The 26,606-nt window shown below is 51.5% G+C and carries 19 protein-coding genes and 1 pseudogene; 8 read left to right on the forward strand and 12 right to left on the reverse strand.

Annotated features, from left to right (window positions below):
• Positions 1-157: 157 nt before the first annotated feature.
• The 3 genes from PBOR_RS24390 to PBOR_RS24400 all read left to right on the forward strand — a co-directional run bounded on the left by PBOR_RS24390 (position 158) and on the right by PBOR_RS24400 (position 4,941).
• A complete protein-coding gene (locus PBOR_RS24390; RefSeq protein WP_042216182.1) occupies positions 158-1,897 on the forward strand; it encodes a cache domain-containing sensor histidine kinase in 1,740 nt (579 codons plus the stop codon).
• Positions 1,894-3,504, forward strand: a complete 1,611-nt coding sequence (locus tag PBOR_RS24395; RefSeq protein ID WP_042216185.1) for a response regulator — start codon at positions 1,894-1,896, stop codon at positions 3,502-3,504. The genes PBOR_RS24390 and PBOR_RS24395 overlap by 4 nt, the downstream gene beginning before the upstream one ends.
• Positions 3,505-3,924: 420 nt before the next feature.
• Complete coding sequence (locus PBOR_RS24400; RefSeq protein ID WP_042216188.1) at positions 3,925-4,941, forward strand: ABC transporter substrate-binding protein; 1,017 nt, start codon at positions 3,925-3,927, stop codon at positions 4,939-4,941.
• A 126-nt stretch (positions 4,942-5,067) separates the two neighbouring features.
• Here PBOR_RS24400 and PBOR_RS24405 read toward each other — a convergent pair whose 3' ends face one another.
• The 7 genes and pseudogenes from PBOR_RS24405 to fabZ all read right to left on the reverse strand — a co-directional run bounded on the left by PBOR_RS24405 (position 5,068) and on the right by fabZ (position 13,051).
• Entirely contained in the window at positions 5,068-6,060 is a 993-nt protein-coding gene (locus PBOR_RS24405) for a Gfo/Idh/MocA family protein (RefSeq protein WP_042216190.1), read from the reverse strand.
• 169 nt (positions 6,061-6,229) lie between these two features.
• Positions 6,230-7,579: a glycoside hydrolase family 30 protein gene (locus PBOR_RS24410; protein WP_042216191.1), complete on the reverse strand. Its 1,350-nt coding sequence runs from the start codon at positions 7,577-7,579 to the stop codon at positions 6,230-6,232.
• Positions 7,580-7,641: 62 nt separating this feature from the next.
• Complete coding sequence (locus tag PBOR_RS24415) at positions 7,642-9,282, reverse strand: type 2 periplasmic-binding domain-containing protein (protein ID WP_174479830.1); 1,641 nt, start codon at positions 9,280-9,282, stop codon at positions 7,642-7,644.
• Between the two features lie 60 nt (positions 9,283-9,342).
• Complete coding sequence (locus PBOR_RS24420) at positions 9,343-10,230, reverse strand: carbohydrate ABC transporter permease (RefSeq protein ID WP_042216193.1); 888 nt, start codon at positions 10,228-10,230, stop codon at positions 9,343-9,345.
• A 15-nt stretch (positions 10,231-10,245) separates the two neighbouring features.
• The gene (locus PBOR_RS24425; protein ID WP_218918855.1) at positions 10,246-11,226 is read right to left on the reverse strand and encodes an ABC transporter permease; all 981 of its coding nucleotides are present in this window, start codon (positions 11,224-11,226) and stop codon (positions 10,246-10,248) included.
• Positions 11,227-11,409: 183 nt separating this feature from the next.
• Positions 11,410-12,429 (reverse strand): LacI family DNA-binding transcriptional regulator, encoded by a 1,020-nt coding sequence (locus PBOR_RS24430; protein WP_042216195.1) that lies wholly within the window; start codon positions 12,427-12,429, stop codon positions 11,410-11,412.
• 111 nt (positions 12,430-12,540) lie between these two features.
• Positions 12,541-13,051 (reverse strand): annotated as a pseudogene (fabZ, locus tag PBOR_RS38155) (3-hydroxyacyl-ACP dehydratase FabZ).
• Between the two features lie 63 nt (positions 13,052-13,114).
• Here fabZ and PBOR_RS37105 point away from each other — a divergent pair.
• Complete coding sequence (locus PBOR_RS37105; protein ID WP_157764116.1) at positions 13,115-13,312, forward strand: hypothetical protein; 198 nt, start codon at positions 13,115-13,117, stop codon at positions 13,310-13,312.
• 899 nt (positions 13,313-14,211) lie between these two features.
• Here the strand turns inward: PBOR_RS37105 and PBOR_RS24440 are convergent.
• Both PBOR_RS24440 and PBOR_RS24445 read right to left on the reverse strand, forming a co-directional pair.
• Positions 14,212-15,600, reverse strand: a complete 1,389-nt coding sequence (locus PBOR_RS24440; protein WP_042216197.1) for an MATE family efflux transporter — start codon at positions 15,598-15,600, stop codon at positions 14,212-14,214.
• Positions 15,601-15,639: 39 nt separating this feature from the next.
• The gene (locus PBOR_RS24445; RefSeq protein WP_042216198.1) at positions 15,640-16,071 is read right to left on the reverse strand and encodes a MarR family winged helix-turn-helix transcriptional regulator; all 432 of its coding nucleotides are present in this window, start codon (positions 16,069-16,071) and stop codon (positions 15,640-15,642) included.
• Between the two features lie 355 nt (positions 16,072-16,426).
• Here PBOR_RS24445 and PBOR_RS24450 point away from each other — a divergent pair, with 355 nt between their 5' ends.
• Entirely contained in the window at positions 16,427-17,260 is an 834-nt protein-coding gene (locus PBOR_RS24450; protein ID WP_042216200.1) for an SDR family oxidoreductase, read from the forward strand.
• Positions 17,261-17,351: 91 nt separating this feature from the next.
• Complete coding sequence (locus PBOR_RS24455; RefSeq protein ID WP_042216202.1) at positions 17,352-17,930, forward strand: TetR/AcrR family transcriptional regulator; 579 nt, start codon at positions 17,352-17,354, stop codon at positions 17,928-17,930.
• Between the two features lie 61 nt (positions 17,931-17,991).
• Here the strand turns inward: PBOR_RS24455 and PBOR_RS24460 are convergent, their stop codons facing one another.
• On the reverse strand, positions 17,992-18,747 hold the full coding sequence (locus tag PBOR_RS24460) for a YheC/YheD family protein (protein WP_042216204.1): 756 nt from the start codon (positions 18,745-18,747) through the stop codon (positions 17,992-17,994).
• A gap of 211 nt (positions 18,748-18,958) precedes the next feature.
• Between PBOR_RS24460 and PBOR_RS24465 the strand changes: the two genes are divergently transcribed.
• On the forward strand, positions 18,959-19,774 hold the full coding sequence (locus tag PBOR_RS24465) for a DUF6492 family protein (protein WP_042216206.1): 816 nt from the start codon (positions 18,959-18,961) through the stop codon (positions 19,772-19,774).
• Positions 19,775-19,788: 14 nt separating this feature from the next.
• Positions 19,789-21,114, forward strand: a complete 1,326-nt coding sequence (locus PBOR_RS24470) for a sugar phosphate nucleotidyltransferase (protein WP_042216207.1) — start codon at positions 19,789-19,791, stop codon at positions 21,112-21,114.
• Between the two features lie 96 nt (positions 21,115-21,210).
• Here the strand turns inward: PBOR_RS24470 and PBOR_RS24475 are convergent, their stop codons facing one another.
• Positions 21,211-24,699, reverse strand: coding sequence for a glycoside hydrolase family 2 TIM barrel-domain containing protein (locus PBOR_RS24475; RefSeq protein ID WP_042216210.1), 3,489 nt, complete (start codon positions 24,697-24,699; stop codon positions 21,211-21,213).
• A gap of 53 nt (positions 24,700-24,752) precedes the next feature.
• On the reverse strand, positions 24,753-26,363 hold the full coding sequence (locus PBOR_RS24480) for an extracellular solute-binding protein (protein WP_042216213.1): 1,611 nt from the start codon (positions 26,361-26,363) through the stop codon (positions 24,753-24,755).
• Positions 26,364-26,606: the final 243 nt, after the last annotated feature.

A 26,606-nucleotide genomic window follows, 5' to 3' on the forward strand; every position in this document is an offset into this window, starting at 1 on the left:
GCTATTCAGACTTTTAGTTGCTGTATCCGGACTTTGGGGTGAAAAGCCGGGATTTCCCCATGTATTTTTGATCCCGTGGTTTTATAATGACTGTGTTACCTACTCGTAAGTGTACGTCCGGAAACGGACATGCAGGAAAGGACTTCACCAGACAACTATGGCCAAAAAACCGGCAAGAAACAAACCCTACCCGATACGCCATTATGTAAAAATCACGATTCTGATCTCATTCATTGTGCTTATTCTGGATCTTGTCATCAGCGTTGCTTCCATTTCCATCGTCAAGCAGCAGTCCACCCGGTATTTGCAGGATACCGCCGATTTGTATATCAACCGGATTAATCATGATTTTGCCTACATTAATCATTACATGGGCTGGACGCTTGCGAACGATGAGAGCCTGAATATGATGAATGCCCACGACAAGACCAGCAAGGAGTTCATTAATTCAAACGAGGATCTGCACAAACGGTTCACGGAGCTCCAGAAGAATTACGGGCAGGAATATAACTTCTTTTACTATTTAAAAAACCAGTCCTTCTTCCTGAATTGCGCCCCCATCAGCATCGATTATACCGTCTACCGGGAGTTGAAGAAGCAGATTATCTCTTTCATCGATGATAAAGAGGTGTATGAGAAGTTCTATTCCCGCTGGACCCCTATACTCGTGAACGGCAAATATTACATTATTAACATTGTTCCCTATCACAACCGTTATTTCATCGGGATGATCTCGGCCGATAACCTCATTACCCCGCTCCGCCAGATTAATCTGGGCGCTAACGGCTACGCTTCACTCGTCGATGAGAACGGGACGGACCTCTCCACCCTGGTTACGAACAGCGGCAAGCCGCTGCAGGAAGAAACGGGCATCCGGAACCTGTTCCAGTCGCGCACAACCATTAAGAGTGAGTTCTCGGGTACGGCCTTCAGCGCCAAGATGGTGATCAAATTCGGGACTTTTGAGAAAATTATGATTGCCCAGCTGCTCATCATGCTGCTCTTCTTCATGGTCACCTCAACGCTGTGCGCCGTAATGCTGTTCTTCAACCGCAGGGTGCTCGGACCGATCCAGAGCTTCTCGGAGAATCTGGCACATCTTAATGAAGACGGCCAGCCGGCCGACTTCAAGAGCAGCAAAATCATCGAGCTGGAGCAGGCCAGCGCGCAGTTCAAAGGCCTGGTCGAACAGATCCGCAATATCAAAATCGCCATGTACGAGCAGGAACTGGAGAAGCAGAATATCCAGCTGGACTTCATGAAGCAGCAGATCAAGCCGCATTTCTTCCTTAACTGTCTGACCAGCATCTACAGCATGGCGCAGATTCAAATGTACGAGGAGATTGAGCAGATGGCGATGTCCACCTCGAAATATTTCAGATATATTTTTCAAGGCAGCGAGGACTTTGTCCTGCTTGCGGATGAGATTGAGCATGTGCGGATCTACCTCGATATTCAGAAAAGCCGCTACCGCGACGCCTTCATCTATCAGATTGAACAGGAAGCGCAGACCACGGACATGAGGATCCCTCCGCTGGTGCTGCAGACCTTTATCGAGAATTCGATCAAATACGCTATCTCACGAGCTAATGAGATGCAGATCCGGCTTACTGTGAAACGCCGCAGAATAGACGATGAAGAAATGACCGTAATCCAGATTTCCGACACCGGTCCCGGCTTCCCCGCAGAGGTGCTGGATAAGCTTGTGCAGGGTGAGCCGCTGGACCAGTCCAAAGGCAACCAGATCGGCATTATGAATACGCTTAAACGGCTGGAATACCTCTATTTGAGCAAAGCAACCGTCAGCTTTTCCAATCCCGCAGAAGGCGGCGCATGCATCACCCTTTGCCTCCCGGATCTGCCGGAACTCTCAACAGGAACGGAGCGACTCTTATGAATATTTTGCTGGTTGATGATGATTACTATGTAATTGCCGCGCTGCAGAAGAGAATTGACTGGACTCTTCTTCAGATCGAAACTGTATTCACCGCGAATAATGTCTCGCAGGCCCAGGACATCCTGGAGAACCATTCCGTGCAGATTCTCATCTCCGATATCGAAATGCCGCAGGGGAGCGGGCTGGAGCTGCTGGCCTGGATCAGAGAGCAGCAATATCAGGTCCAGACGATCCTGCTGACCAACTATGCCGATTTCAACTATGCCCAGAAGGCGATTGAGCTGCAGAGCTTCGAGTATTTCCTCAAGCCGATCGAATTCGATAAACTAATGCTGATTATCCAGAAAGCGATTGCACGTGCCAGAGAGCAGCAGCATAACGAGAAAGCCATTCAGGAAGGGCAATACTGGCAAAAGAATCAGGCGAAAATTCTCGAGCATTTCTGGCGCAAGCTGGTCAACGACAGCACGGCCTTCCCCATCCGGACCTCAGCCATCTTCCATGCCATGGAGGAGCAGAACCTGAGCTATCAGATGAATGAGATCATTCAGCCTGTGCTCTTCAATCTGTTCCCCCATAACGGCAGCATGGGCAAGGAAGAGAAATATCTGTTTGATTTCGCGCTGCTAAATGTGCTGTATGAGCTGTTGGGGAGCCCGCTTTTCTCGATTGAGAGTATTCTTGAATATAAGGAATCGAACTGGATCGCCATTCTGAAATGGAACCAGGCGTCTGAGCTTCAGCTGCTGGAAGGGCTTTGTACTTCTTTTATTCAAAAAGCCAATCCGTATTTAAAATGCGACGCCTGCTGTACGATCGGTTTATCCGGTGAACTCGGCGACGTCGGCAATATCTTCAAAGCTGCGCTGACGATGGACGAGGAGATCACCCGCAGCCGGAATCATACCTTCCTGGTGGAGTCGTATCTGCAGCATAGCAAAGCCGCCTATCTTCCGCCGGATCTGTCGCAGCTGGAAGAGCTGCTCAGCCAGAACAACCTTTCCGCCTTTCTGGCCGAGGTGACCGGATACCTGCGGGGGATGCTCAGGGGCCGGGCGCTGGACACCTCTGTCCTCAGCCTGTTCCGGCTTGATATTGTACAGCTTGTCTATTCCTTCCTCAAAATGAAGGGCATTCAGGTCCATAAATTATATACCGGCAAAACCCATGATCAGCTGCTGCTGCACTCCCTGGCATCCATTGAAGATATGGAGGAATACCTGAACTATCTGGTCAGCACGGCGATGAAATACCGCGACTTCACCTCGCAGCCCCAGTCGATAGCCGAAGAGATCAAGCAATACATCCATACCCATTACGGCGATGATCTGACCCGGGGCGATCTGGCGGAGATCGTCTACCTGAATCCGGATTATCTGGCCCGGCTGTTCAAGAAGGAGACCGGCATCTCCTTGGGCAGCTATGTCATTCAGGTCCGCATCGCCGCCGCCAAGCATCTGCTCGAAACGACCCACCATTCCGTCTACACCGTTGCGAACAAGGTAGGCTACTCTAACTACTCCTATTTCTCCAAGCTGTTCAAGCAGGAGGTCGGCCTGCCGCCGAATGAATATAAGAAGGATCAGCATTCTCAATCTGTGCTGTAGCTATTTGATATTGTGCATCTAGTTATAGCTAAATTATCTCTATCAAAAATCATCCCCTACATCTTCCAAATGATGTAGGGGATTTTATTTATATTGATTTTGATAGAGCTGTTGCTTAGAAGAGTTTCTTTGAGGATTGACAACCTTGCTGTTCCTCTCTATTATAATAAAATATAATCCAGTGATAATGATTATCATCTTCATTTAGGTGCAAGAACAATTTCACAGTTGAGGACCGGCTGCTCTTACCTCCAACCTTTCCCCCTGTCTCTGCGGACCATTCAAATCCGTTGTAAATAGCGGGATATGCTAGTTAGCGAAAAACAAGGTTGTTGTAAGAAATAAGGTCTGCTCATTCTGTACGGACCGGAAGCCTCTCCCGCAAGATCCATAACAAACCATCATAAAGGAGCGTCACCCATGCTAAGCACAAAAAAGATATTTCTTCCTTTAACCTTCCTGCTCCTAACGTTAATTCTGGCCTCCTGCGGACAATCGAACAACAGTAATAACGCGGCTCCGGCTTCTGCAGCTGCAACGGCGGCTGCTACCGAAGCACCGGCTGCCACTCCGTCGGCAACAGAGCCCGCTGCGCCTGCAACACGGCTATACACGGATTATAAAAAGAGAGAGGTTGAAATTCCAACCGATCCGCAGCACATTGTATATGTCGGCAGCAATCCCGGTGACCTGCTGGCGCTTGGAGTGAAGCCTATAGGTGCCTCGCTTAGTGTCATCGGGACACAGGTTGCGTACCCTGATCTGCTCGAAGGCATTGAAGATATCGGGTATCCTTTCTCCCCTGAGAAGATCCTGGCATTATCACCGGACCTGATTATCTTTGACGACTGGGATGAGACGGGTATTGAAGCGTTAAGCCAGATCGCACCGACCGTGGTGGTTGGTCTGGACGGCACCTTCCCGACGGAAGAACGTGTCCGCCAGTTAGCTGAATTGTTCGGACGTACTGCAGAGGCGGATACCTGGTTCAATGCTTATAAAGCGAAGGTCGCCTCCGTGAAGGAGCAGCTGAATTTAACAGAAGGCGAAACTGCTACCTCCCTGCTTGTCCTGGGCTCTGACCTGTATATCATGGGCAACAAAGGCCTAAACGAAACGCTGTACGGGCAGCTCGGGTTCAAGCCGACAGAAGGTGTCCAGAAGCTGATTGATGCCGACGAACGGTTCGCGAACATCTCCGACGAGGTGCTGACTCAGTATATAGGCACGCATATGTTCATCCTGACCGACAACAGCAGCGAAACCGTAACGAGACAGACAGCACTGATGGACAGCGGCTTATGGAAAGCTATTCCTGCCGTCAAAGAAGGCCGCGTTTATACCTTCGACAGTAAGTACAACTTCGATGACCCGATTACCCTGGACAGGCTGCTGGACGAGATCACCAGTATTTTTAATAGTTCTGGCACTAAGTAGTTCCGCTTCATATCCATATCCAGCCTATTAAAAGGGGATGTCCTCCGCCAACTAAACGGCAGGGACATCCCTTTGCTCATTCATCTAACCCGTTCAGCTTCATCGGCTAGCGGGTTCTTCGCCAGCTTAAGCCAGTGCCGATAAGATTAGACCGCATAATTCCATCGTCTGTACATTATCCCGTCCGCTGGAGAGCGGAGCCTGAGCTTTCCGGCAGCAGTTCATGAAATGCTCCATTTCCCCGACGAAACCCCGGAGATACAGATCCCGGAGACCACCGGACATCGCTGAAGCCGAAGGGGTCAGGACGGTATCCTGCTCCTCCAGTGATTGCCACGGCAGCGAGCTGCCGGAATACGCTCTGTGGATCGTGAGCGAGTTAAGCTCATCGGCATGAGCAAACCCCTGGTCGAAGGTAACCAGCACACTCTCGCTCTCCCTGGACCAGGCGCTCATGCCTGAGAAATACAGGCTGCCCACCACTCCGCTGGCAAACTTTATGGAGAGACTCTGTGAGATATACTCCCCGCTGCTGCCCGACATACCTGACACCTGAACGGCCTCTCCGAACAAATAACGGATCAGATCGACCATATGAATGGCCGCAAGCTTGATGAACTGTTCCTCATCCTTGCAGAAGGGCGTACTGTCTACGGCAAACTTCATCTGAAAAGATCTGGCGGAACCCAGACTTCCATCCTCAATAAGTGCTTTAAGTTTCTGATAAACCGGAGCGTAACGTTTCATAAAGCCCACCATCAGAACAACCCCGGCTTCCTCCGCCGCCTCTGCCAGCTCAAGCGCCTCCGCTGCATTCCAGCCCAGCGGTTTGTCTACATAGACATTTTTGCCGGCCCGGATGCAGTCCAGCACAAGTGAAGGCTGATCCCCGGGCTGGGCTACCACAACCACGCCGTCGCAGGCTTCATTCTGGAGCATCGCTCTATAATCCCCGTATGGTGTCCCGCTGCTCCCGAAACGCTGAAGCGCAGCTGCCGAACGCTCCAGACTACGGGTCGCAATAGCCTGAATATCCGCCTTCGCCTCCACTGCGGCAGGATATATATTCGTGGCGGCATGAAAGCCTGCCCCGATGAAACAAAGCTTGGTTGTATTCACTGGATGAATCGCTCCTTCTTCGTATGAGGCTTCTTAGTTGCCTATATCTTAACGCAGGCTGTGCCATTAAAAAAAGGACAGGCGTCCCTGTCCTTTCTCCGTCCTCAGACTGTCGGGAATATCCCGACTGCCTAAGACGCGTTGCCGAAGCAGAACCCCGGCCTACTCCCTATTTGCTGTCCACCTTCAACGAAACAGCGCTTTTCGGTGCCATGGAGAAAGTCAGCACCTCTTCACCCTGTAGCTTCACAGCTACAGTCTCTTCTGCTTCTCCGTCGTTGAACAAGACTGCCGCAACCGATCCGTCCGGGTTGCGGAAGGCAACGGAGCGCACAAGCTCATTGCTCGCGGCAGAATCAAGGCGCAGCGCCTTGGGCCGTATGACTTTGCTGAAATGTGCCAGTGCGTAATAATCCAAGGTATACGTAAGCTCCCTGGTCTGCTGGTTGACCGTCACAACCCCACGGCAGGTGCTCTTGCCGAAGCCGGGAACAGTGGGGCCGTTCTGTTCATCCAGCGCCATATTCCACAGCACGAACGATTTGCTGTGATTGCGCAGAATCTCAATGCCTGTGCGCATTACATTGGAGAACGCCTGCTCAAACGGCGGAATCCATTCCCCGCCCGAGCCTTCGGTGAAATGTACCTCTTTGCCGGGATAAGCCGCCAGCACTTCTGACTGCGCGGCCGGTGCGCCGCCGTACCAGTGCCAGGCTACACCATCCACTTCAGCTGCGGCCTCCTCCAGAACTGTGAGCGGATAATCCGGCCGGTCCCAGTTGTGATCGTAGCAGAGGATTCTAGTATCCAGCCCATGATTTATGAAGCTTGGCTTCAGATAGTCGCGGATGAACACCAGCTGCTCCTCCGGCAGCATCAGCATGCCCGGATAGTGCTGCGGTTCATAGAGCGGCTCATTCTGCGCAGTGACGGCGTAGGTAGGCAGACCATGAGCCGCGAAGGCCTGGATATAGCGGACGAAATAATCCGCATACACCTGATAATGCTCCGGCTTCAGCTGACCGGTAAGCATCGACCCGCTGGTCTTCATCCAGCCCGGTGCACTCCACGGCGAAGCCATCAGCTTGATTTCCGGATTAAGCTTCAGCGCCTGCTGCAATAAAGGAATAATATCCGCTTCATCATGGGCAATGGAGAATCCGGACAATTCGGGATCGGTCCCGTTCTCAGGCAGATCATTATAACTGTAGACCGTTCTGGCATAATCCGATGCCCCCATCGGATTCCGCAGGAAGGACAAGCCGATGCCGTCCTGCGGATCAAACAGCTTGCTCATTAGTTCCGTTCTCTGCTCCCCGTCAAGCACCTGATGAATCAGATAGGCGGCCGAGTCCGTGAAGGAGGCCCCGAAACCATCTATCTCCTGATACGTTTGGCCGGCATCTATCTCTATTGTGGCAGTAACCGTGTCACCAGAAAGCTGTGGCAGCTGTGCAACAGACTGCTCTACAAACAACTCGTTTTCCCCGTTGGACTGATACATAGTAATATCACGCATGTGTTATCCCTCCATCTTTTTATGCAAAAGGGCCCAAAGCGGGCCCCCTTCCTGCGCCTTGCTTATTTAATGCCCAGCTTTTCCTTGTTGGCCTTCATTTTCTCACTGCGGATCTCTACGATTTTATCCCAGCTGTTTTTGTCCAGGAAGGCTTTATAATCAGCCAGGGTACTGTCAAAGGCTGCATCATCCTTGGCACGGATCATGCTTACCATTGTTGTGTTCCAGGTGGTGTTAATCGCCGTCAGGCCGCGGGCTTCGGCTGTACCCTGATCCGGATTGATGTTCTCCAGAATGAAATGCGGTTTCAGCTTGCCTTGGCCCCATTCCTGCATTTGTTTGATCGATTCAGGGAAGGCATCCTTGCTCAGCGCTTTGTGGCGGTCATGTCCGAAGAACATGAATTCGCCCATCCGGTAATCCTTCTTGAATTTATCCGCATTATTCAGCTGCAGATCCTTCACTTCCGGCAGCAGTTCAACCGTGCCGTCGCTATTTGCCTTGTAGGTCTCGCCTTCAATACCGTAGTTCATCAGCTTCTGGCCTTCTTCGCTCAGCAGGTACGTGAAGATTTGAATCGCTTTGGCCGGGTCCTTGCAGTCCTTGGTGATGTAGCTGATCATCCAACCGGTAATCCCGGACTGATTCAGTGTAGGCTGATGTCCTACTGTGCTCTGCGGGCCATCGATGGCAATGTACTCTTTTCCCGGATTAGCGCTCATGAAGATCTGCAGATTGCCGCCCTGCTGAGGAGTACCGTCGAGCAGCATCGTGGCATATTTACCGGATTTCACTTTTTCCTCAAAGCCTGTACCGTCATCGGCGAAGCTGTCATCACTGATCGCCCCGTCTCTGTATACGGCATTCAGCGTCCGCAGCCAGGTCAGATAATCCTCATCCAGATTGCGGTTGTAGAACTTACCGTCTTCGGTTTCCAGTGGAACGCCGATGAAATCCTGCAGCACATCCCCGAGCGAGCCGGTGCCTTCCCCAATGGAGTTGAAGCCGAAGGGAATCATATCAGGAAACTGTGTTTTGATCTGGTTCATAACACTCTTGAATTCCTCCGGGGTCCCGAAGGATGGACTGCCCAGTGCTTCATAGACATCCTTACGGATAACAAAAGCCGTTTTGGCCGGAATGTTGCCGCTGTCATAATCAGCCTGTGTATTAGAATAGTTAGGATAGCCGTAGGTTTTGCCGTCTTTCAGTTGGAACCAGTTCAGCGTGTCGGCCGCAGCGACCTTGTTGAAGTATGGATCATATTTCTCGGCCAGATCATTCAGCGGGAGCGCCCAGGTAGCGGCTTTCTGCACCACCGGAGAGTTCGAGTCGAAGATCGTCAGCAGATCCGGCATATCGCCGCCCGCGAAGAACGTATTCAGCTTGGTGTCGTCCCCGGTAATGAACTTGATGTCGATGTTCAGATCCTCTTTGATCTTCTTGGTCACCACATCCTTGCCGAAATCTGTATTCCACCAGTCCGCGTTCACATACCAGGTCAATTCAGTGGACTCCGATTTCTTATCCAGCTGCCAGGCCGGGGTTTCCGGATCCACCGTGTAACGGTCTTCAATCGAGACATCGCTGCCTTTCTTCGAACCGCCGTTTGAGCTGCAGCCTGCCACAACCAGCATTGCTGTCATCAGCAGCAGCGCGAGCTTAACACCTTTTTTCCCCAGGACTTTATTCATCTTAATCATTGATAAGCCTCCCAATTTATGATTTAGAAACCGGTTTTGAAAAAATACGCCCCCTCTTCTCTACTCTTTGACCGCCCCCATCATCATGCCGGAGATAAAGTACCTTTGAAGCACTGGATACATCACAACAATCGGCAGGGTGGTAATGACAATTGTTGCTAGCTGAACCCCTTTGGTGGTGGTTTCAATCACGGCGGAGCCCCCGATGTTCTGCATCGACTGGGTCTGCGACTGCACGATAATCTCATACAGCTTCATCTGCAGCGGGTAGAGCGCCTGGTTGGTGATATATAGTTTGGTTGTCATGAAGTCGTTCCATTGCCCCACCCCGTTGAACAGGGCGATTGTCGCCATAGCAGGCATGGAGAGCGGGATGAAGATTTTCAGGAAAATATGCCAGTCGCCTGCGCCGTCGATTTTGGCCGACTCTTCAAGCGAATCCGGGACATTCCGGAAAAAGTTCATCAGAATGACAACGTCGTAATAGCTGAATAATGCGGGTATGATGTATACCCAAAAGCTGTTCAGGAGTCCGAGCGATTTAATCAGCAGGTAGGTCGGAATCATCCCGCCGGAGAAAAACATCGTAATGACGCCCATCGCCACATAAAGCTTGCGGCCGCGGATGTATCTTTTGCTGAGACCGTAGCCGATCATTGCGCAGAAGAACACATGGGTGAAGACCCCGACGAAGGTTTTGGAGATGGAGACCAGGAAAGACTGCCCGATGCTGCTGTCATTGAATACCGCGCGGTAATTTTCGAGCGAGAACTCTTTGGACCAGAAAATAAATCCGCCCTCGGCAAGCGCCTTGCCTGAGCTTAAGGATGAAATAATTACATTCCATAAGGGAACGAGAATAATAACCATGAAGATTATCAGCAGAACCATATTGACCGCGTCAAAGATCCGGCTGTCGATATCTTCTTTAACCACCTTTCGGTTCACAGCAAATGCCTCCTTTTATAACACGGATTGATTATCATTTAACTTACTGGTGATTTTGTTAGCCGTAACCAGCAGAATCACCGATACGATGGAGACACCTAAACCGACGGCAGTAGCATAAGAGAAGTCACCTTGCGTCATCCCCATGCGGTATACATACGAATTGATGACCTCCGCTCTGGCCCTGTTCTGAGAGTTCATGAGGACCAGCGTCTGATCCAGATTGGAGCCGAGTAAACCGCTTACAGTCAGAATCAGATTCAGGCTGATAATCGACTTCATGTTCGGAAGGGTAATATTCCAGATTTGCCGGAGCCGGCTGGCTCCATCTATTTTGGCCGCCTCATAGTAGGTCGGATCTATTTTTGACATAATGGCCAGATACAGAATCGTGCCCCATCCGGCTTCTTTCCAGATATCGGACAAAGTAGCAATCCACCAGTACTTGCCGGAATCCAGCAGAATGTTGGACGGCTTCGAAATCAGCCCGAGATTCAGCAGCAGCTCATTGAACAAGCCTGAGGTGGAGAACCAGGTGATCAGCATCCCGCCGAGTACGATCCATGACAGAAAATGCGGCAGGTAGGAGATGGTCTGGACGAATTTTTTGAAGCGCCCCATGTTCAGCTCGTAAATCATAATGGCGAGAATAATCGGAATGATAAACCCGATCCCAAGCTTCAGGAAGCTGATGCCCAGCGTGTTCACGACCGCATCCCAGAAGTATTCGTCAGACAGAATAATCTTGAAGTTATCCAGCCCCACCCAGGGTGCGGAAGATAGTGTGTCTATGACCGTGTAGTTCTTGAAGGCAATCGTCAGACCGTAAATCGGTATGTAGCAGAAAATAATCATAAAAATAATGCCCGGCAAAATCATGGACTGAATCTCCCACTGCCTTTTGTAATCGATTACAAAATCTTTGATCCGCTGCCCCATAGGCTTCTTGGCGTTCGGCGGCATTGAAGTTGACGGTACTACAGCTGTTTTATTCACGTTCTTCTCCCCTCCAAATCAAGAAATCAGATGTTTAAATCAATAAAAACGTTTTTATTTCCGCGCAAAAAAAAGCCCCCCTGCTGTGCATTTTTTTATAAAACGGATGAAGAAGAAACAGAAGGAACCCTAATATTGTAAAACATATGGATGCTTATATCTGGAAACGACCACTCCTGCTCTTTATGGGCGGTCATTCCGGTCCATCTTTACATGGCTTGAGCCTCTTACAACAAGTTCACCCTGCAATTTCTGTACGGCACCTTGCTCTTTCTCTTGAATCATGCGCACCAGATGGTCAATCGCCAGCATGCCCTGCCTTGCGATCTGATTCCTCACTGTCGTGAGCGGCGGCGAGTAGTATGGAGCGATATCAATATCATCGAAGCCCATTACACTGACATCCTCCGGCACTTCATAACCGTAGCTCTTAAGCGCCTGAATACAGCCGATTGCACTGATATCATTACCGGCCAGGAAGGCATCAGGCAGTTTCTCCGGATGCACGCGCATAAAGGCCTTCACGGCATTATAAGTACTGTCTTCCTCAAAATAACCCTGAATAATATAATCCTCATCCACCGGAAGCTGATATTGGCGGAGTGCGGCCAGATAACCTTCCTTACGCTGCACACTGTCGAACATCGTATCTACGCCGGAGATGTAGGCAATTTTCTTATGCCCCAGGCCGATTAAATACTTTGTAGCCTCATAGCCTGACTCAAAAGAATCAAAAATGATGCTCCCCATACCCTCGTCCTCCAGCACCCGGTCCAGAAATACCGCCTTAATCTTGTCTTTCTTCATCGCGGCAATGTCCTTCTCATCGATGCCAAGCTCCTCGTAGATAATGACACCATCCACGCGCCGTCCGAGAATGTTGCTCATGACCACTTGTTTGTCCTTGGTAACAAATACATTCAAGCCATAACCCAGGCGGTCGCACTGACGGGCCATGGATTCTACCAGCTTATAAAAGTATGGACCTGACACACTTGTGGTGAAAAAACCAAGCATCTTCGTCGTACCGGACTTCAGCAGCTTACCGTTCAGGTTCGGAACATAATTCAGGCGCTGGGCCACCTTCAGCACATGGGATTTGGTCTCCGGGTTGAGCACATCCACGTCATTCAAAGCGTTGGATACCGTGGAGATGGAGACGCCTGCTTCTCTGGCCACATCTTTGATTGTTATCTTTCCCATATCATTGTTCCTCTGCAATAAAAACGTTTTTATAGTTTATAAAATAGCATGAAACCGTTTTAAATACAATACTTTTTCTCATGATCTTTCTCTTGCCACCTTTTTCGCTAGTTATTGCCCGCTGAACGCAAACATAATCTCTGCCTCACACACCCGCTCACCCTCTACAGTGGCGGTTCCGGTTCCTTTTACAATCATCCCCTTGACGCGGGTGACTTCAAATTCAAGGCGCAGCTGATCTCCCGGCTTCACTTGACGCTTAAACCGGCAGTTGTCGATTCCCGTGAGCAGTCCGGGTCGTGCTTCCGCCCTCTCCCTGTGTGGACATGGCTATACCGCCTACCTGGGCCAATGCCTCAACGATCAATACACCAGGCATCACAGGATATTTGGGGAAATGCCCTTGGACGATCCCCCCACAAAGTGGTGTTTAGCTTTGATGATTACTCAGGTACTTTGCGGGGACCCCAAAACATATAAATCCCTAAAAAATAGGTTCGTTTATACTCACATTCTTAATTCCGACCGCCCGCTTGCCTTCATCAAGCTCAGTGATCCGGTCTACCAGCAGAAACGGATAACGGTGGGGAATCCGCGCCTGAATTTCATTGACGTCCAGCATACAGTAGTAACTCCTCCGTGATTAAATTTATCTCATTTTACTATAAAGCAGCGGGATTTAGCTATGCGGAGTTGGGCGGGCGAATTCGGGCGGCAAGTAACCAGGGTGAAGTATGGTGCGGGTGACTGGCGGTGGTGCGGGCGGGGGCGATGGGTGCCGGTGCGGGTATGGGGGCGGATGCGGGAGCTGCGCGGATGCGGGGGCGGCGCGGATGCGGGGGCGAGCACGAGTGGTGAGGTGAGTGCGGACGGCGTGTTATAGGTGCAGGCGATGATGAGGCGTATTGAGGGATGCTGCACAACCCTTTGTTCCACTCACTAGCCCACTTCCAGCAGAATCAAAGGGATTTATCCCACTAATTTCACTCGTCCCGCCTACTTTTGGCGTCTTTAATGGGATTTATCCCTCTATTTCCCTCATTCTGCCTACTTTCGGCGTAATTAGTGGGATTTGTCCCTCTATTTTTCTATCTCCGCTGCCCCACTCCCACCTGAATCAGGAGCACTTTTACACCTCATTCCCTCTCCAAGCCCACTACCACCGGAATCAGGAGCACTTTTACACCTCATTTCCCTCTACACGCCCTCTACCACCGGAATCAGGAGCACTTTTACACCTCATTTCCTCTACAAGCCCACTCTCACCGGAACCAGGAGCACTTTTACGCCTCATTCACTCTACAAGGCCACTTCCACCTGAATCAGGAGCACTTTTACACCTCATTCCCTCTACACGCCCACTTCCACCGGAATCAGGAGCACTTTTGCCCCTCATTTCCCTCTACACGCCACTCCCAGCAGAATCAGGAGCACTTTTGCCCCTCATTTCCCTCTACACGCCACTACCAGCAGAATCAGGAGCACTTTTGCCCCTCATTTCCCTCTACACGCCACTACCAGCGGAATCAGGAGCACTTTTACACCTCATTCCCTCTAATTGCCTACTTTTGGGGGACCCCTGAATACATCGTATAATTTCCTAAACGACAAAAAACCTTGAATATAGCTAAACTCAAGAATAAAGGTCAGCTGATGGACGGCCTCCTGCAGAGCAAGGAGTTCGTCCATGCAGCAATTCAGATTCTAAGTTTACCCTATATAGATTCAAGGTTTTTAAAGAAATCTAAGTAATTTACTTCAGGGCTTCAAGGCTTCAAGACGTCACACCGACGCCACCGGAGCAACACCCTCCGGATCGTCTACACTACCCAATTTCCCCAGCTTCCGGTTGAAGCCGAGGAACAGGATCACACCCAGGAGACTGGTGGTCACCTCGGTAACGGTCATGGACCAGATCACACCATGCAGGCCGAAGAAATAATGCAGCACGATAATCACCGGAATATAGAGCACGCCTTGCGTAACCGCCATAATCCCCGCCTGTGCACCTTGGCCCGTAGCCTGGAAAATGCTCATGAATAGACCGGTAAAACCATTGAACAGCGCAGAAATGAGCATGGCTGCCAGGATGTAAGTTCCCATACTGATCACCGAGCTATCGCTGGAGAACAAATGCAGGATAGGTCCTCTAAACACATAGACCAGACTTACAAACACTACCGCAATGCTTGCGATATAGGCAAAAGAATACTTAATACCGGACATAAGTCTGGCGCTGTTCCTGCTGGCATAGTTAAAGGCGAAGAGCGGGATCAGGCCCAGGAAAAGCCCCATCGACAGGAACTCGGGAATCTGCACAATTCTCAGCGCCACCCCGAACCCGGCTACGACATTCTCACCATACTGGATGGAATAGTTATTAAGCAGCAGTGTGGTCACGATCAGAAAAGCGCATTGCAGCAGCTCCGAGATGCCGACTTTATAGATCTCCAGCTTATCCTGCAGGGATATTCTGAAATGCTTCAGGAATCCCCTCAGATTCTGACTCCGTTTCTCCAGATAATAGAGATAATAGAGTGCCGATCCGAGGTTAGCCAGGCACATCGCCAGCGCCGCTCCAGCCACATGCCAGCCCAGAATCAAGATAAACAGCGGGTCAAAGATCAGGCTGAGTGCCGTGCTGATGAAAATGCCGTACATCGACTCCTTCGACGCCCCCTCCGCGCGGACCAGCTGTTCGAGCGCAAAGTTAAGCACAATTGCGAAACCTCCGGCGAACATCGTCAGGGCATAGGTCTTCGTGTAATCAAAGGTTGCCGCATCCGCACCAAGCAGCCGGGTGAGCGGATTAATCGCCAGCAGAGCCAGTATTGCGATAACGATACCGGCGATAATGCTTGCGTAGAAGGTATAACCGGCGATCCGCTTGCCCTTCTCCGTATCCTTCTCCCCGGCCAGCCGGGTCACGAAGGTTCCGCCGCCCACTCCGAATACATTGCCGAAGGCCATCAGGACGGTAAAGATCGGCAAGCCCAGCGTAATCGCCGTCAGCATCCCCGTATTATGCAGCAAACCGATGAAATACGCATTGATCACATTGTAGACCGTTCCGACCGACATTCCGATCATCATGGGAACCGACAAATGGAATATAGCCTTCTTCATTGGAGCGGACTCCAGATAATATTGATTGGACAATTCTTGTTTCATATTCATTCCTCCGTACATGTACCCTCATGATCAAATTCATTACAGGCTTTGATTAACTTTGGACAGCAGCAACAATAATGTGGCTGCCTCCTCCTTGCTGAGCTGCAGGGTAATGCCGGCTTCGACATCCGAGAACATCAGGTTGAACTCCTCCACCAGGACAACTCCCTTCTCCAATACGGTCAGCTTCTTCTGCCGCTCATCCTTCTCATCAGTGACGCGCGCGATATAGCCTTTCTTCTCCAGGCCCTGGAGCATGCTGGTGATACTGGCCCCGCGCCGTTTGAACTGCTCCGCCAGATCCTTCTGGATTACGCCTTTGTCCTGATTCTCATAGATATATCCGATCATCCGGCCTTGCGCAGAATTCAGTCCCAGCTCGTTCAGCCGGGTATCAGCAGAGCTCTTAAGCTTGAGTCCAATCTCACGGATCAAATCTGAATACGGTGTATGCAAAATGGGTTCGGTCATCTTCGTGTCCCCTTGTCATTTTAGATAGAATTCTAAGCAATATGCCAAGCATAATGTATAGACTTCTAACTGTCAATATTCTAACTAAATGGACATCTTTTAACTATCTGGACATCGAAGCAGACCAGGCCTCTCCTCCTTTGGAATTGCCAATCTCACGGCTACAGACCTAATGTACTTAGGGAATGTAAACTCAATTTAAACGGAATCCAAACAAACAGCATGTATACTTGCCCTTGACAATCCTCACCGGAAGGATAATAATGTCCCTAGAATGATCATTCTAATGGACGGCATATTTTTTTATCGCACACTAGAATGATCGTTCGATCTAATAACCCGGGAGGTATTATTTATGTCTACTAATACAGCAGCTCAAACGATTTTCATTACAGGCACCAGTTCGGGGCTCGGTAAGCTTACGGCGATTCATTTTGCCAAAATGGGCTGGAATGTTGCCGCCACCCTGCGTACACCGGAGAATGAGCAGGAGCTGCGCCAGTACGGGAATATCAGACTGTTCAAGCTGGATGTTACGGATCTTGACCAGGTGAGAACCGCAGTTGATGCGGCGATCGAGGCTTTTGGCAAAATAGATGTTGTCGTCAATAATGCCGGAATGGGCACCTATGGACCGCTTGAGCTGGCTGCTGAGAAGGATATCGATTGGCAATTCGCCGTCAATACCCGCGGGCCGATCAATGTGATCCGGGCGTTCCTGCCGCACTTCCGGCAGAATGGCGGAGGCATGTTCATTAACATCAGCTCTTTCATGGGCGTGACAACCGCTGTACCGCTCGGCTCCCTCTATAATATGTCCAAATTCGCGCTGGAAGGATTAACGGAAGGTCTGTACTACGAGCTGAAGCCGCTGAATATTGAGCTGAGACTTATCGAGCAAGGCGGTTCTTCCGGCAATAACTTCACGAATAATATTATCTGGAACAGAGATGAGAAGATTACGGTGTACGATGAGATGATGGATAAACTGAGTGCGCTTATGGGGAACCGTGATAACAGTCAACTGGATGATCCGCAAGAAATTGTAGATGCGATAGCAGACCTGGCCACCGGGGTAAACAGCAAATTCCGGACGGTGATCGGCGCTGCGGGGAACAGCTTAATGGCGCTGCGTAATTCCGTGCCAATTGAAGAGTATCTGGAGACCATGGCACAGAATAACCGCTAAAACGCAGCCGTACTGCCGTCCCCCTACATGCCTTGACAAGCCGTAACCTCTTGCCTTACATTAGAATGAATGTTCGATTGGAGGCGGGTTTATGTTTGATAACTATAACAAGGTTCAGCAGGCCGTCCTGGAAACGACGCTTGGTCTGATTATTGAGAAGGAGCTGCAGGCGACTTCCATGTCGCTGATTGCCAAGAAATCCGGGATCTCTACCGGAAGTATTTATCATTATTTTGAGAGTAAAGAAGACATTATTAATGAACTGTATAAGGGGATCGTTACTTTTAACGGGCATAAAGTGCTTGATGGTATCTATACCGATGAGCCCATACGCAACCGCCTGGAGCGGGCCTGGAGGAATCTGATTACTCTGTCACTGGAGTATCCGCAGGGCTTCCAATTTATTGAGCAGTATTCGTTCTCGCCCTATATTAAAGATGAAGTTAAGCAAGCTGTCTATGAGGGCGGCTGGTGCCACCCGCTGGAGAAGCTCTACGCCGAAGCCGTCCAGCAGAAGCTGTTCGCCGATATGGACCCCAAATTCATGGTGCAGATGCATTACGGCTCCATCGTCTATGTTGTCAAAAGCGCATTGAACCATTATCTGACCATCAGCGATGAGGTGATCGAAGGTCTGATTGCTTCCTGCTGGCAGAGCGTGAGCCTGTAAATAATCGTTACACAAAGAAAGGCCTTGCGCGGGTTGGCAGGCCTTCTTTTGGTATGCTTACTTATAGTTTCAACCCGAAATTCCGGTATCTCATGACTCTGCGGTAGATCGACTTATCCTTGAGCTGATTAAAAATATAAGGGTCAGGATTCATGTTCACTTCAATAATCCACGGCTTCAAGCTCCGGTCGAGACCGACATCTACACCGAACTGCCGGTGGCGCGGATAGGTCTTCTGCAGTTGAGCCGCGATGCGTGTACCCAGCCGGTTCAGCTCTCCTTTCAGCTGCACAAGCTGCCCGGCCGACAGATGAGTTGAGAGCAATTGCTCCACTGCGGTCGGTTTGCCGCCGCTGTGGTAATTGGTCACTATTTTGCGCGGATGCCCCAGGCGGCCAATGATCCCGGTAGCTTCCCAGACGCCCTTGGGGCTAAGCTGCACCATCACCCGGATATCGAAACGGCGCCCGTGATGCTTCAGCAGATGGATGCCTTTTTGAATCAGATAGCTCCTTCTGCCGATCTTCTTCGCGAGACTGTTATGAAAAGCCTCAAACGTATCGAAATGGCGTAGTGTCTCCTCGTACTGATACGTATACCCCTGCCGCTCTCCCCGTTCAGCGCGGATAACCCCGTTGCCATAGGTTCCCTGCTCCGGCTTAACATAGATCATTCCGTAGCTGTGAATCATCTGCTCCAGATTGCGTCTGGTGAATCTCCGGGTATCCGGGATGAAGGGCTTAATTGTATTATTCCTAAGCAGCAGCTTGGTCTTGTACCATTTACTCTTTCCTGATAGAACCGGCTTGACTGGCACGCTTGCACTCTCCTGTCCGGGATGAGGGCTTCATCCTCCCCTGATTTACATAGTCGCTGCATTCTATGCGGAAGAGAACATATTGGAATAAAGCATTTGCCCCCTACGGGAAGATTATCTTTCAGCATGATCATTGCCCTGTCAACCGTTAATCCGCAGGCATAAACTAATGCAGACGCTCAAGTGTCAATATAGGTACGGAGATGAAACCATGTCAGATGCTTCGGAAAATGTAACAAAAAGCGGCCCTTCAATCGATGTCCTGATCCCGGCTATTGAAAAAGATCTCGCTACCCTCCCCCATGTGATCGACAGTCTCCGCCGCTACGTCCGCCACCCTATCAGCCATATTTATATTGTCTCGCCGAACAGCAGCAAGATCAGGAAGCTGTGCTCCCGCAAAAATTGTGTCTTTGTCGATGAAACTACCGTTCTGCCGTTCACAAAAAAAGCTATCCGCTACTCCTCTTCCCGCTGGAACCGTTCCGGCTGGCTGTACCAGCAGCTGCTTAAGATGAACGGTGATCATATTTGCCGCGAGAAATTTTTCCTGGTGGTTGATGCGGATACAGTGCTGATTCGTCCCCATCGTTTCCGTTCCGGCGGGAAAAGCATCTTTTATTGCCGCAACTGGAGCCAACCGGAATATTTCCGCACCTACCGGAAGCTGCTCGGCGCCGCCGCTCCCTCCCCTAAGTCTTTTGTTACACACTATATGCTGTTCGAGTCCGCGAAGCTGGCCAGTCTCAAAAGAACCATTGAAGCCCGGCACGGGATGCCCTGGCATGCTGCCATTCTCCGCAGTATCAACAAAAAAAGACAGTTCGGCTTCTCTGAATTTGAAACCTATGCCAACTATGTGTACAGCAGGAACAGCGCCGCTGTGCTGCTCAGAAACGCCAACAATAAATCCCTTAGCACCCCGGTTGCAGCACTAGGACAAGAACGGATTCAAAGACTCGCCCGTACCTACCGTTCGCTGTCCTTCCATCAGCGCAAGGGGTATTCCACTCCGGCTAAGCCCTAAGGAGGCAGAACGCCTTGCATACTATTCTTCTATGCGGTGGCTCCGGCCAGCGCCTCTGGCCTCTATCCGGCAGCATCCGGTCCAAAATGTTCCTCCAGCTGCTCCCTGCACCGGACGGAGGCACAGAGTCCATGATCGGACGGGTATGCCGTCAGCTCGCTCATGCCGGACTGGACGGATCCGTATTGTTCGTTGCGCATCAGGAGCAGCTGGCCATCACCCGCCGGTATACCGGAAACAAATATCCGGTAATCGGGGAGCCTTATAAACGCGGCACATTTACAGCAGCCGCGTCAGGTGCCCTGCATCTGCACTCCACAGGAAAGGCTAAACCGGAGGATATCATCTGCGTCGCTCCGGCTGATATGTATGCGGACGAAGACTTCTTCCGGCTGTTTCATCAATTTCCGGATATCCTGGCATCCTCACAGGCAGAGCTCCTCCTGCTTGGAACTAAACCTGCCTATCCTTCGGATCAATACGGCTATATTGTCCCGGCGCAAGGGGGCCGGGAGGCATATGCCCGGGTACTTTCTTTTGCAGAGAAGCCGGACATAGCCAAAGCCCGGGAGCTGATGCAGGAACATGCTTTATGGAACTGCGGGATATTCGCGTTCCGGCTTAGCTTCCTGCTGGCACATCTGCAGAAAATAGGCTTGCCCACTGATCAAACGGCATTTGTTGCGCAATATCCCGGACTCCCCGTCCGCAGCTTTGACAAGGAAGTGGCGGAGCGCAGCTCCAAGGCTGCCGTTGTACGGCATGAAGGGGAGTGGTCCGATCTGGGAAGCTGGGATACGCTGACTGCCCGGCTGCACTCACCGGTGATTGGAGAAGGAGGCCTATGGGGAGACTGCCGGGACACCCATGTTGTCAATGAACTGAATGTTCCCCTGCATGTAATCGGTGTCCCCGGCATAGTCGCCATAGGTAGTCCCGAAGGTATCCTGATCGCGGCCAAGAAGGATGCAAATACTATCAAGGACATCCTGCAAGAGCATTCCGTTAAGGCGCCGATGTATGGTGAGACCGGCTGGGGCAGCTATACCGTCCTGGACCGGACGGCAAACGGCACCAGCCTGGTACTTACAATAATGTTGACACTGCTGCCGGAACACGGCATACCGGAAATGGACGGTCAGCATGCTGCCAAAACATGGATGATTGTGTCCGGCCACGGAGAGGTCGCGGTGAACGGAGCCGCTGCCGCTGCATCGGCTGGCGGGATATTTACAATGACCCGTGGGGAACGGCATGCGATCAGAGCTTTCAGCGACATGAAGCTTATTGAGGTACGGATTAGTGAGCCCGGCGATGACGGGCGTGTATATGGCAGCTGATAAGAAGTTTCAAGGCTTGTTCTTCGCACCCGCCGCTACAAACAAAAAGGGATATCTCAAACGCCAGATGGTGGCTGTTTGGGATATCCCTGATTGCTATACGGACGGCAGAAACTGGAACCACTTGAAGTCAAACCGGCTGCCCGGCAGGAACAGGAATGTGACGGTCTGGCTGCCGCTTACCGGCGGCTCCAGAGTGAATTCACGCTCCGTGTAGCTGGCGCTTCCGGCAAATTCAATCAGCTGCTTGGATTCACCGGCAGGACCGCTGAACAGAATCTGCATTGTATTGTTCGCAAGCGCTGAGCGTCCGCAGATGACTACCCTTGAGCATTCCGCCCCGCCAAAGTCCATCCCGGCAAATATAAGCGAGACATTGTTGCCGATCCCTTCAATGGCGTCCTCTGTTATTGTGAAGGCATCCCCGTAAACCGCACTGTTGGCCAGTGCAGCAAGACGCTCGAACGCCTTGTGCCTGCGGACAAACGAGAAGCCCTTCAGATGAATCTTCTTCCGCAGGACGAAGGACAGTGAAGTGATGCCCGTCAACCGTTTGGGCAGCGTGTAGCGTTCCTCCTGATATACGTTCCAGCGGGACGGCTTCTGGTAAGTCACTGTGGTGAGCAGTTCGGCACCGTTCTCCCCGGGAACACCTTCCCATATTTCTATCGGGAATTCCTGATCATCCAGCGAGAAGATTGGCAGAACAATCTCATCGGCTCCATCTTCCCCGAAGTCGATCCGTTCGAAGCATATCCGGCTCTCCCCTTCCCGGGCTGTGGCAACACCGCGTTCATTGCCGTTGGTCAGATTCCGGCTGTGGCTGCTGTGGAATCCGGAAGAGACAAACTCATACGGATTCAGATAAGCCTGGCCAAGACCCGTGAGCTTGAATTCCATTTGTGAATAGAGGCGAATCCCGTCAGCACCGTTGGCTGTCCCGCAGCGGATGTATACATCCCCGTCACCCAAGGCCGTGATTACCGCTTCATGGCCGCTGGTCTCGATGGTGGCGATATTGGCATCAATGCCAGCGGCGTTCGTAATCCGCCACTCGACATCCTGCCAGGCGGCACCCTGCGGATGAAGCTTCACACGGACAGGAAGCGACGGACGCTCCGGCGTCAGAATATTACCCTCAGGGCAGATAAGCTCCAGCTTGCGGACAGGGATTCCCCCTTCCTTGCTGCTCTCCGGATTACCGGGGGACGCATCCGCCTCCAGCGGATTATGCGCATACAGATACAGCTCATCTTCGGCGATCGTTCCCGGTGCAGGAAGCACCGCTTGCAGTTTAAGCTCAGCAGAAGCCAGATCCGCAGAAGCCACACGCAGGGTGATGGTTCCGGCCTCCAGTGTGCCGGCAATCACTGCCAGCAGCTTACCGCTGAACAGACGGCGGCTTACGCCTTTGTAGGAATCATAGTCCGTGCTGTCCCCGTTATCCAGACCGATCAGTCGTCCGGGACCTTCAATACTGAGGTGAACCCGGTTATTGGCATTCGCTACCGGACGCCCCGACTGATCCAGCGTGCTGACCGTTACGAAGATAAGGTCCGTACCGTCTGCGGCAATCTCCTGCTTGTCAGGAGTTAACACCAGCGAAGCTGCATCCCCGAAGGAGGAAATCTGATCCTCCGCAATTACATTCCCCTGCTCATCATAAGCAGCTGCACGCAGGACACCGTCCGCGTAGGGCAGCTGCCATTCTCCAAGTAGCTTATGTCCGTGGACATGATCGATATCCACGCTGCCCTGCGAGACTTCATTCAAGAACAGCTCGATGCGCGGAGCATTCGAGCAGACCCGCACATCAATCAGCTGGCCCTGCGAGAAATCCCAATATGGGAATATATGAATCATCGGATGAGTACGGTAATCTGTCCATTCCGCCTGATAGATATAATAGGAATCCTTAGGGAAACCGGCGGTATCCAGCTGTCCGAAGTAAGAGTTCTTAGTGTGATAAGGAGTAGGCTCCCCGATATAGTCAAAGCCCGTCCAGAGAAACTGCCCCAGCGAGAAGGAAGCATCCCGGTCTGCGGTGATGCAGGCCTCCGTGCTTTTGGCGCCCCAGCTGGTAGAACTGTTCCCTAGAGAAGAGCACTGCTGATCATCATCGGCCAGAACAGATTGAGCCAGCGGGAAATGATAGACTCCCCGGCTCTGCACTGTCGAGCAGGTCTCACTGCCGTAGATTATCCAGTCCGGATGCTCCCGGTGATGCTGCTCATAATATTTCTCCGCATAGTTGTAGCCTGCCACCTTGACGATATCAGCGCATTTCTGCGCATTCTCCCAAGGCATATAATTTGAGCCGATGGTAACGAACGCATTGCCCCTCGGGTCATGAACCAGCACTTCCTCCTGCAGCTCCCGGGTAAGCTCCTGGCCGCGGCTGTCAGCGTGGGTATCGTAAATCTCGTTGCCGATGCTCCACATCAGCAGGCTTGGACGGTTGCGGTCACGCCGCACCCAGCTGGCGATATCGCGCTTCCACCACTCCGGGTAGAACCGGGCATAGTCATAAGGCGTCTTGCTGCGCTCCCACATGTCGAAGGCTTCCGACACGATCAGCAGCCCCATTTCATCGGCCAGCTCCATAAGCTCCACAGCGGGCATATTATGCGCGGTACGGATCGCATTGACGCCCATTTCCTGCAGCAGGACGAACTGGCGGCGCAGCGCCGCCTTGTTCACAGCAGCGCCCAGAGCGCCAAGGTCGTGATGCTGGCAGACTCCGTATATTTTGACATGACGGCCGTTGAGGAAGAAGCCCTTGTCGCTGTCCAGCTCCATCGTCCGGAAGCCGAAGCGCTCCTTCTCCACTTCAATAACCTCATCGTCTGCCAGCAGTTCTGATTGCAGTGTGTAGAGATGGGGACTGGTAATATCCCATAGCAGAGGCTGGTCAACAGTCAGACGGCTGTGGGTATGTACGGTTAAACCGCCCTGAAGCGCAGGTACCTCAGAGGTTCCTGCGGCAATTACCGTTCCTTGCGCATCCAGAATACTATGCCGCAGCTTCAGCTTCGTGCCCGCCGCCGCAGCTTCAGCGATATGCAGCTCAACATCCACGTCTACAGTCCAGGCCTCACCATCCGCTGCTCTGGCCGCAATATAGATCCCGTCAGCGGCGATATGCGTCTTCGGCGCCGTCTTCAGCCAGACCGGCCGGTAAATTCCGGCGCCGGAGTACCAGCGGGAATTAGGCGATTCGTGGATCACACGCATATAGACTTCATTGTCTCCCGCTATCAGGTACGGGGTGATATCGAATTCAAAGGTGGAATATCCGTATTTCCACTCTCCCGCTACCTGTCCGTTCACATATAGCGTCGAGTTCATATACACTCCCTCGAAACGCAGGGACACAAGCTCATCCGCCGGCACTTCATCGAACCGGAGGCAGGTGCGGTACCAGCCATCCCCGTTCCCGTAGAGATTGCGGGTATCATAGATCAGCCAATCATGCGGCAGCGTAACCGGCATCCAGTCCGCATCTGCGGCCACCTTGGCAAGCTCCGAATGAAGCGGCTGCTTGCTGAACTGCCAGCCATTGCTGAGTTTCTTTTTTAGACTCATGGATAATTCCTCCTAAAGGTTTGTTAGTATAAGCCGGGAAATATGAGTATTATCTAACGGTTCAGGTAACGTTCATAGGCCGCTTGTTGAATTTCCAGCGCACGCCCGATGCCCAGGTCCCTCATCTGCTGCACATATTTATCGTAATTGTCTACGGAATCGGTGCCCAGGATGATCTTGAGCTCGGTCTCTTTTACAAAAGCGTTGATGTCATTCATAATGCTGCTCATTTCGTCCGCTTCTTCGGCGGTTGGCGTTACCGGTGGCAGCAGGTGGCTCTCATGATTGGTCTGTTTCCAGATGCCGATGGATTCGGTCGTTGCCGGATATTTCGCCGGCAGATTGTTGTCCTGCTGAATCATCGGGAAGTTGGTGCCGTGCGAATATTTGGACATAACCTGATCGCTGCCGAGGCCTTCGGGATTCTTAACCACAAGATCGGTATAGACGGGCTTGCCGTCTTCCAGCGTATAGGTAGTCCCTTCAACCCCATAGGTATTCAGCATGCTGCCTTCTTCGGTAAAAGCATAATCCAGCCAGCGCATAGCGGCTTCGACATTTTTGGTTGTGGCAGAGATGGCCGCCGAGCTTGTCCCCGCGTACGCATTATCCAGCTGGCCGAACTCCGGAAGTCCGCCTTTGAACGCAGACGGGTATGGAGCGGCCACGAAGTCGGCTTCCGGGTCCGATTCCTGTACGGCTGAGTTATATTTCTCAATATAGTACTGCCAGCCGATCGTTGCTCCGCTTACATTAGAGGTCATTTTCTTGTCAACGGTAGCGCCGTCAATCGAAGCGAAATCCTTGTCAATCAGCCCTTCTTTGTACCACCGGCTCATGGTATTGAGGTAGTCCTTGTAGCCAGGCTCCAGATAGCCATAGACTACTTTGCCGTCGTTAACGTAGAAGTTACCCATCACACCGAACGCTCCGGCGAACCCTCCAGTCCGCTCTCCCAGGAACATCGTACGGAAGGTTACGGGTGAGGCTGCATTTTTCTTGTCTTTAAAAGCAGTCAGCACAGTATGCCACTCCTCAATCGTTTCCGGGATGCCGAGATTCAGCTCATCGAGCCAATCCTTACGGATAATCGGCCCGCCGTAGACCCGTCCAATCTCCGAGCGGATGAACGGGAAAGCATAATACGTACCGTCATCGGTTTTGATCATTTTGTCGATATCCGGATTCTCCTGGAGCGTTTTCTTCAGGTTAGGCGCATATTGGTCAATCAGGTCATTGAGCTTCAGAATATATCCCTGCTCGACGGCTTTATCAGGACCACCCGGATATTGCAGCCAGGTATTGAGGAATATATCCGGCAGCTCGCCCGAGGCCAGCAGCAGACTGAACTTCTGATCGGTCATCGGTGTTCCGCCCAGCTGTTTGATTGCGATTCCTGTCCGCTTCTCATATTCGTCATCAACCGGCAGCCGTTCCGGCGCACCTCCCAGCTGTTCATTCATATAAGTCAGCTCTATGCCGCCCGTCATCGGATAAGTGAAAGCTGCACCCGCTTCATTGGAAGCCGGGGCATTTCCGGCAGGAGTCTCAGAAGCGCTTTCATAATTAGCCTTTTTGGAGCTGCTGCAGCCTGCAGCAAGCAATGTGAGAGCTAACAAAACGATAAGCGGTTTATGCAGCTTTTTCGATCTGGATGAATTCATCACTGGTACGACCTCCGTTATAGGTGTAGTTGATGGCTTGATGCCTCTACAATGTAAGCTGAATCTTGTATACAAACAATATTCAAAATGCGGAATCAATGGTTAAAAACGCAAAAGGAGAATAGAATAATCCTGATTCTATCCTCCTGTCGTGAAATTGGCTATCCAGTTTGTTTTAAGCAAGATTAGAATGTCTGCTGAACCCCGGTTGCTGGTGGTTCATCTTCTGCGCTCCCTTACCTC

It is taken from the genome of Paenibacillus borealis, assembly GCF_000758665.1.
Taxonomy (GTDB): domain Bacteria; phylum Bacillota; class Bacilli; order Paenibacillales; family Paenibacillaceae; genus Paenibacillus_AQ; species Paenibacillus_AQ borealis.